This is a genomic window from Rhodoferax sp. (assembly GCF_023701345.1).
Lineage (GTDB): Bacteria > Pseudomonadota > Gammaproteobacteria > Burkholderiales > Burkholderiaceae_C > Rhodoferax.
This window is the reverse complement of sequence record NZ_JAMPXE010000031.1, coordinates 19,583-28,340: the sequence shown is the minus strand read 5'-3', so window position 1 is coordinate 28,340 and position 8,758 is coordinate 19,583. Positions and strand designations below refer to the sequence as shown.

The following is an 8,758-nucleotide window of genomic DNA, read 5'->3' as shown; positions in this document are numbered from 1 at the left end:
GCAGCCACCGCCCAGTGCCAGGCCACGCACGGCAGACACCACCGGTACATTGGCGTAGCGCAGTTTCAGCATGACTTGCTGCATGGCGAGCTCGGCTGCAGAAATGGCTTTGACCCCCCCCGTCATGAAAGCCGGCAGCATGGCTTGCAGGTCGGCCCCGGCAGAGAACACCTCGTCGTTGCTCCAGATCACCATGCCCTTGTATTTTTCTTCTGCCAGCGCCAGACCTTGCAGCAAGCCCTCAAGCACGTCCGGGCCGATGGCGTGCATCTTGGTTTTGATGCTGGCAATGACGACCTCGTCGTCGAGCGTCCACAGGCGAATGGCATCGTCTTCGAACAAAGTGGTGCCGGCCTTGGCGGCAGAGGGCGCGGCCGCACCCAGCACACTCTCCGGGAAATGCTGGCGGGCATAGACAGGCAACTGGCGCACCGGGATAAATTTGCCAGTGGAAGGGCTCCATGAACCTTGCGGCGTGTGCACACCGCCGGCGTCGGCGACCGGGCCTTTGAACACCCAATCGGGCAGCGGCGCGTTGCACAGTGCCTTGCCTGCGTCAATGTCTTCCTTGACCATATTCGCCACGGTGAGCCAGCCGGCTTCCTGCCAGAGCTCAAACGGGCCCTGCTTCATGCCAAAGCCCCAGCGCATGCAAAAGTCGACATCACGCGCGTTGTCGGCAATCTCGGCCAGATGCACGGCGGCGTAATGAAAGGCGTTGCGCAAAATGGCCCACAGGAACTGACCCTGCGCGCCCTCGCTGTTGCGCAGCAGCTGCAGGCGTTCGGCGGCGGGTTTTTTCAGCATGCGGGTGTAGACCTCGTCGGCCTTTTCACCGCCCGGCACATAGGTTTTGGAAGCCAGATCAAAACGCATGATCTCGCGGCCCACCTTTTTGAAAAAACCGGCCTTGGTCTTCTGCCCCAGGTGGCCCATCTCCAGCAGGGTTTTCAGCACCTCGGGGGTGGCAAAACTGGCGTAGAACGGATCCGTCTCCAGGCTCAAGGTGTCTTGCAGCGTCTTGATGACGTGGGCCATGGTGTCCAGCCCGACCACATCGGCGGTGCGGAAAGTGCCCGAGCTGGCGCGCCCGAGCTTTTTGCCGGTCAGGTCATCGACCACGTCATAGCTGAGGCCAAAGTTCTGCACCTCTTTCATGGTGGCCAGCATGCCCGCCACGCCAACCCGGTTGGCAATGAAGTTGGGCGTGTCTTTGGCGCGCACCACACCTTTGCCCAGGTTGCTGATGACGAAGGTTTCCAGGTCATCCAGGATGTGCGGCTCGGTGGTGGGTGTGTTGATCAGCTCCACCAGCAGCATGTAGCGCGGCGGATTGAAGAAGTGGATGCCGCAAAAGCGCGGTTTGATTTCCTCGGGCAGCACTTCGCTCAATTTGGTGATGGACAGCCCCGAGGTGTTGGAGGCGACAATGGCGTGCGGCGCGACAAACGGCGCAATCTTTTTGTACAGGTCCAGTTTCCAGTCCATGCGCTCGGCAATGGCCTCGATCACCAGGTCGCAGTCCTTGAGCAAGTCCATGTGCTCTTCGTAATTGGCCTGCTGGATCAAGGCGGCATCTTCAACCACGCCCAGCGGTGACGGTTTGAGCTTTTTCAGACCCTCCACGGCGCGGGTCACGATGCCGTTTTTCGGCCCCTCTTTGGCCGGCAAATCAAACAGGATCACAGGCACTTTGCAATTGACCAGGTGCGCGGCAATTTGCGCCCCCATCACACCGGCGCCGAGCACGGCGACTTTTTTGACATTGAAACGAGACATGTTTTCTTCCTAAAAAATCATTTAAGCAGCTTTGTCACTGGGGCAGACTCCCGTCATTGCGAACATAGTGAAGCAATCCATGACGCCAAAGTGCATGGATTGCCACGCTTGCGCTCGCAATGACGGGGAGCATCACTGAACCCGCACCCAGGTTTGGGTGCGGCCGAAGAAAGCGATCGAGCCGCGCACTTCGAGCTTTTTGCCTCCTTCGATCGGGGTCATGCGCAGCGTGTATTCCTTGCCGTTTTCGGGGTCCAGAATCTTGCCGCTCTCCCACACTTCCTTGCCTTCCGCCTGTTTGGCGCCGCGGATGATCTCAAGCCCCAGCATCGGCTTGTCCTTGCGGTCGTCGCTGCATTCCTTGCATACCCCTTTCTGATCGGCCTCCTTGCGCAGCAGTTTCTCGATGTGGCCGTTCAATACGCCGCCTTTGTCGGCGATCACGATCAGGCTTTTGAGTTCACCGGTTTTTTCATCCATGCTGTGCCAGTTGCCGACCGGAGTCATTTGCGCCTGGGCAGCAGCGAACGTCAGCATTGCGGCCGTAGCAACAAGCAGATTTCTCAGGATTTTGGGGTTGGTCATGTTTGTCTCCAGTGTGTAGGTCTTGGGAAGGGTCGAGGGGGAAAGCGGCATCAGGCCAGTGCGGCGTCGGTGTCCATCAGCACTTTACTGCCAGTACGCGCGGTGCGCATCAGGGCCGTGGTTTCGGGGAACAGTTTGGCGAAATAGAAGCGGGCCGTTTGCAGCTTGGCCACGTAAAATGGGTCGGTATTGCCTGCGGCAATCTGGCGCAGCGCCACCTGCGCCATGCGTGCCCAGAAGTAGCCAAACACCAGGTGACCAGCCACGCGCAGATAGTCCACGGCAGCGGCGCCCACCTCGTCAGGATTCTGGAAGCCCTTGAAGCCGAGTTCAGTGGTGAACTTGGTCATTTGCTCACCCAGGATGGCGATTGGGGTGATGAACTCGGCCATCTTTTCGTTGACGCCTTCCTCGGCGACCAATGCGCCAATGAGTTTGCCAAATTTCTTGAGCGTGGCGCCGTTGTTGCCCAGAATCTTGCGGCCCAGCAGGTCCAGGCTCTGGATCGTGTTGGTGCCTTCGTAAATCATGTTGATGCGGGCGTCGCGCACAAACTGCTCCATGCCCCATTCCTTGATGTAGCCGTGACCACCGAACACCTGCAGGCAGCCCGAGGTGGCGGTCCAGCCGTTGTCGGTGATGAAGGCTTTCACGATGGGGGTCAGCATGGCCAGCAGTTCGCCCGATTCCTTGCGCACCGCCTCATCAGGGTGGTGGTGCTCTTTTTCGAGCAGCATCGAGCTGAAGCACATCAGCGCGCGGCCGCCCTCGGCATAAGCCTTGGCGGTGAGCAGCATCTTGCGCACATCGGGGTGCACGATGATCGGGTCGGCGGCCTTGTCCTTGGCCTTGGGGCCGGTCAGGGAGCGCATCTGAATGCGGTCCTTGGCGTAGGCGAGGGCATTTTGGTAGGCCACTTCGGTCAGGCCCAGCGACTGGTTGCCAACCCCCAGGCGCGCCGCGTTCATCATCACAAACATGCCCTGCATGCCCTTGTTGGGCTGGCCCACCAGCGTGCCCACGGCGCCGTCGAGCACGATCTGCGCGGTGGTATTCGACTTGATGCCCATTTTGTGTTCCAGGCCGCCGCAATAAATGCTGTTGCGCGCACCGACGGAACCATCGGCATTGACCAGGAATTTCGGGCAGATGAACAGGCTCACACCCTTGATGCCGGGGGGCGCATCGGGCAGGCGGGCCAGCACCAGATGGACGATGTTGTCGGTCAAATCGTGTTCACCGGCACTGATGAAAATCTTGTTGCCGGTGAGCTTGTAGGTGCCGTCACCCTGTGGTTCGGCCTTGGTGCGCATCAGCCCCAGGTCGGTGCCGCAATGGGGTTCGGTCAGGCACATGGTGCCGGTCCACGCGCCGCTGCTCATCTTGTGCAGGTAGGTGGTTTTTTGCTCGGGCGTGCCGTGGGTGGCCAGCGCGGCATAAGCGCCGTGCGTCAGTCCCGGGTACATGGCCCAGGCCTGGTTGGCCGAGTTCATCATTTCGTAAAAGCACTGGTTCACGATCAGCGGCAGGCCCTGGCCGCCAAACTCGGGTTCGCAGGCCAGCGCCGCCCAGCCGCCCTCGACAAACTGGGCGTAGGCTTCTTTGTAGCCGGCGGGGGTGGTCACCGCATGGCCGCTGGCATCGTAGCTGCAGCCCTCGGTGTCGCCGCTGATGTTGAGCGGCAGCAGCACTTCGCTGGCAAATTTACCGCCTTCTTCAAGCACCGCGTTGATGGTATCGGCGTCGATCTCGGCATGCGCCGGCATGGCTTGCAGATCGGCCGTGACCTTGAGCACTTCGTGCATGACAAATTGCATGTCGCGCAACGGCGGGGTATAGATGGCCATGGTGGGTTCTCCTTGAAGATGAATTGAATGGATTTAATGAAAGTACAAGTTGCTGAAACGCATGTTTTTCGTCATTGCGAGGTGCGTCAGCGATGCGGAAATCCGGAAATTTGGGGTTTGCCATAGCGCAGCAGGATGTTTTCGAACCCGATATTGGCGCGGGCAATGGCACCTGGGTTCTTCAGAAAGCGGGCTTCGTAATGCAGCGCCAGAATCAGGCCATGGATCTCGAACGCCATTTGCGCCTCGTCGGCATCGGGCACCAGATGCCCCTCCTGCTTGGCCAGCACCACGGCGCGGTGCATGGCAGCCAGCCAGGTCTGCACCGAGCTGGCCAGGGCGTCGCGCACCGGGCCGGGGCGGTCGTCAAACGCGACCGCGCCGCTGATGAAAATGCAGCCCGACTGGATTTCGATGGCGACCCGCTTCATCCAGTTGGCAAACAGGGTGCGCACCCGGGGCAAGCCACGCGGTGCGTTCAGGGCCGGGAAAAACACCTCATTGGAAAAGCGCTGGTAGTACTCGCGAATGACCGATATCTGCAGTTCTTCGCGTGAGCCAAAGTGGGCAAACACGCCGGACTTGCTCATGCGTGTCACTTCTGCCAGCGCGCCAATACTCAAACCTTCCAGTCCGATCTGTTCCGCCAGACCCAGGGCGGCATCGATGATGATCTGTTTGGTTTGCTGGCCTTTTTGCAGCGCGCGGGCCCCGCTGGTGCGCTTGCCAGGGTGTTCGCTGATGGCGTTGGATTGGGAAGGATTCATGGCCAGGGTATTTAAATAGTACGATCGTGCTATTTTGCAACAATTGGCAAGCGAAAAGTACCCCGGCCTGCGATTTAGGTGGTGTTATCTAAGGGAATTGCGGGTAAACACCTAGTCTTGTCGCCGTCATGCGGCATCGCCGCTACACCACCAGGGGCTCTTCCTGCATGGCTTCGATCTGTTCCTGCAGCATTTGCACCTGGCCTTGCCAGTAGTCGCTGGAACCAAACCAGGGAAAGTGCATCGGAAAGGTGGGGTCATGCCAGCGCCGGGCCAGCCAGGCGCTGTAGTGCAACAGGCGCAGGGTGCGCAGCGGTTCAATCAACACCAGTTCACGCCGGTCAAAAGGGCGAAACTGCTCATAACCGTCCACCAGGGTACCCAACTGGCGCGCGCGCTGTTGCCGGTCGCCACTGAGCAGCATCCACAGGTCCTGTACCGCCGGCCCCATGCGGGCATCGTCCAGGTCGACAAAATGCGGCCCCGGCAGTGCGCTGGCGGGCAGCTCCAGAGGTGTCCACAAAATGTTGCCGGGGTGGCAGTCGCCGTGCAGGCGAATCCGCTGCATTGGCTGGCCCGCAATGAGTTCGCCCGTCAGGCAGGCATGGTCGGCGATCAGGTCAATCGCTTGTTGCGAGGCTTTGGCCCAGCGGGATTGCACGTCGAGCGGCACCTGGTCATGGGCCAGCAGCCATTCCCGCGAGGCGATGCCAAAACTGGCCAGGTCAAGCGCGGGCCGGTGCTTGAACACCTGGACCGTGCCCACCGCGTGGATGCGCGCCAGAAAGCGGCCGACCCATTCCAGCACGTCGGGGTCGTCGAGCTCCGGCAGGCGTCCGCCGCGCCAGGGGCTGACACTAAAGGCAAAACCACCAAAGTGGTGGAGCGTGTTGCCGTTCAGGACGAGTGGCCCGACCACCGGGATCTCGGCGGCCATGAGTTCCTGCGCGAAGGCATGCTCTTCAAGAATCTGGTCGGCATGCCAGCGTCCGGGGCGGTAAAACTTGGCCACCACCACGGCACCGTCTTCCAGGTGCAACTGGTAGACGCGGTTCTCGTAAGAACTCAGGGCCATTTGCCGCCCGTCGCCAAACAGCCCGACGCTTGCCAGCGCGTCCATCACCACATCGGGTGTGAGCGACTGGTATGGGTGGGCCGCGGCGCTATCGTGTTCAGGCATTGCTGTTGGCCCGAACCTCTTCAATGCTGGTCAGTCCGGCCAGGACCTTGCCAATGCCGTCCTGGCGCAGGGTGCGGAACTTGCCCGATTGGAATGCTTCAAGCTGGACCAGTTCGGAGCGTGCGCCGGTTTGGATCAGCCGCCTGATGCCCGGGTTCACCGTCAGCAATTCATGCAAACCGATACGTCCCGACAGGCCGGTGCCCATGCATTTTGGACAGCCTGGGGCGCTGAACTGTTTGAGTTCGCCGTGGCCGCCAAAGTCACGCAGCCATTGCGCCAAAACCCCGTCGCGGGGCGGCCGCAAGGCCTCCGGGAAGGCGTGCAGGTAGTCATGCAGCAGCTCATCGACATAGTCGTCGCTGGCGCGCTCGACGGTGCGGCAATCGGTGCACAACTTGCGTGCCAGCCGCTGCGCCAGCACCGCCAGCAGGGAATCGGCAAAATTGAACGGGTCCATGCCCATGTCAGTCAGCCGGGTCACGGTTTCGGCAGCGCTGTTGGTGTGCAGGGTGGACAGCACCAGGTGCCCGGTGAGCGAGGCCTCGATGGCGATCTGGGCGGTCTCGACGTCGCGGATTTCGCCGACCATGATGATGTCGGGGTCGGCGCGCAGGAAGGAGCGCAGGGCTTTGGCAAAGGTCCAGTCAATCTTGGGGTTGATTTGCACCTGGCGCAAATCGGGCTGGGTGATTTCGATCGGGTCCTCGGCGGTCCAGATCTTGCGTTCCGGCGTGTTGAGGTGGCCCAGCACCGAATGCAGTGTGGTGGTTTTGCCCGAGCCGGTGGGGCCCACGCACAGCACCATGCCATAGGGCCGCGAGATGGCTTCAAGCAGTTGGGCGTAATTGGTCTCGGTCAACCCGAGCTTGCTCATGGCAATGGGTTTGCTGGAAGCCAGCAAACGCATCACCACGTCTTCGAGGCCATTGGCCGTGGGGATGGTGGCAATACGCAATTCCAGCCGGTGTTTGGCGGAAAACTTGCTGAAATTGATCTTGCCGTCCTGCGGTTTGCGCCGCTCGGAAATATCCAGGTCGGCCATGATCTTGAGCCGCGCCACCAGCGCCGAGCGGTAGGTGTGCGGTAACTCCAGGTAGGGCGACAGCATGCCGTCCTGGCGGAAGCGGATGCGCACCTTGGCGCGCCGCGGTTGCGACTCGACGTGAATGTCGGACACGCCCCTGGCATGGGCTTCGATGATCATGGTGTTGATCAGCCGCACCAGGGTGTTGTCGGACTGCTCAATCGGTTTCTCTTCGTCGTTGTGGGTGTCTTCTCCCGAGCTGCTGAGCTCCATCGATTCCAGCAATTCGCTGGAGCTGGTTTGCGGCGCGCCAATGTTTTCCAGGTCTGGCAGATCCTCATCCAGTGCGCTGTGGTGCAAACCATATTTTTCGTAGGTCTCGCGGATTTTCTGCTTGATCTGCAACTCGTCGCCCAGCGCAGCGATGACCCGGCACTGCACCAGGAACTCCAGCTCTTCGAGCATTTTGCGGCGCGTCGGGTCCGACGCTGCCACCACCAACATGTTGTCATGCAACATCAATGGCATCACATTGAGACGCTGGGCGGTGCTCATCGGGATTTTTCTGAGGGCGCTGTCGGCCACGGGAAACAGCTTGACATCCACCACCGGGTAACCCATTTTGCGAGCCAGTGCGGTGTTGAGGTCCCGGCGCGTCAAAAAGCCCATTTTGATGAGCAATTCACCGAGCGGCACGGAGCGTTCTGTTTTTTGCTTTTCCAGGGCGAGCTTGAGTTGCTCGTCGTTGATGTAGCCCAGCAGGGTCAGCGCCTCGCCGACCCGGATCATTGGCATTTTTGACTGTTGTGCCAGTGCCAGCATCAACTGCTCGGGTAATAGTACGGCGGTATCCAAAAGATAATCTCCCAGTTTTCGACTGCGTAAATAGGCTTGCTCTTCGGCTGCTTGTTCGACCTGCTGCGCTGTGACCACCTGTTGGTCAACCAGCACTTTGCCGATGTGACTGCCCAGGATGAAGTTGCTAAAGGCTTCGTGCGGTATGAAGACCCGTTCGATCGACCCATTGGTGCCGACCGGGGTGAACAGGTACAGACCGTCGTCTGACTTGACGCAACCGACGGTCAAGCCCGTCATCGGCACGCCGTTTTTCAGTTCGAGGCTGTACTCCACGATGGCGCGGTGGCCCAGAATTTCTGCAAACTGCTCGTTGGAACTCACTTCTTGCCGGTGCAGCAGCTTCTTGAGATGAAGGCGAAAGAACTGTGAAAAGGGCACAGAAACTGCATTTTTATTTTGCTCGATCTGGATGACAGCTACCCTTTTGCTGGTGTTCAGGGCAATCAGCAAACAGCGGCGCATGGCGCCGTTCAGGCCCTCGATATCACATGGTTGTGGTTCGCGCCAGGGCTCCGGGCCCTCGTAACTGGCAAAAGGAGGCGTCGGCCAGCTGAATTCAGCTGGCTGTGCAGGCGTCTTGTCCAGGCCTGCTGTTGCCGTACTGCGCATGCCTTGCGGCAGCGATTCCTCACTCTTTTTGGGATACAAAGTTCCGGCCAGGGCCATTATCTTCTCGCCATCAAATAATTTATAAATACAAAGGTAGTCATTGCCA

Annotated in this window: 6 protein-coding genes; all 6 read right to left on the bottom strand. The window is 60.0% G+C overall.

Annotated elements, in window-relative coordinates:
- On the bottom strand, positions 1 to 1,779 hold a 1,779-nt coding region (locus NDI87_RS06410; protein ID WP_296274016.1), incomplete at its 3' end, for a 3-hydroxyacyl-CoA dehydrogenase/enoyl-CoA hydratase family protein.
- A 132-nt stretch (positions 1,780 to 1,911) separates the two neighbouring features.
- Entirely contained in the window at positions 1,912 to 2,316 is a 405-nt protein-coding gene (locus NDI87_RS06405; RefSeq protein ID WP_296274018.1) for a DUF2147 domain-containing protein, read from the bottom strand.
- 98 nt (positions 2,317 to 2,414) lie between these two features.
- Positions 2,415 to 4,211 (bottom strand): acyl-CoA dehydrogenase C-terminal domain-containing protein, encoded by a 1,797-nt coding sequence (locus tag NDI87_RS06400; protein ID WP_296274014.1) that lies wholly within the window; start codon positions 4,209 to 4,211, stop codon positions 2,415 to 2,417.
- Between the two features lie 86 nt (positions 4,212 to 4,297).
- A complete protein-coding gene (locus tag NDI87_RS06395) occupies positions 4,298 to 4,978 on the bottom strand; it encodes a TetR/AcrR family transcriptional regulator (protein ID WP_296274013.1) in 681 nt (226 codons plus the stop codon).
- 142 nt (positions 4,979 to 5,120) lie between these two features.
- On the bottom strand, positions 5,121 to 6,158 hold the full coding sequence (locus NDI87_RS06390; RefSeq protein ID WP_296274011.1) for a serine/threonine protein kinase: 1,038 nt from the start codon (positions 6,156 to 6,158) through the stop codon (positions 5,121 to 5,123).
- Complete coding sequence (locus tag NDI87_RS06385; protein ID WP_296274009.1) at positions 6,151 to 8,709, bottom strand: ATPase, T2SS/T4P/T4SS family; 2,559 nt, start codon at positions 8,707 to 8,709, stop codon at positions 6,151 to 6,153. The genes NDI87_RS06390 and NDI87_RS06385 overlap by 8 nt, the downstream gene beginning before the upstream one ends.
- Between the last annotated feature and the right edge of the window lie 49 nt (positions 8,710 to 8,758).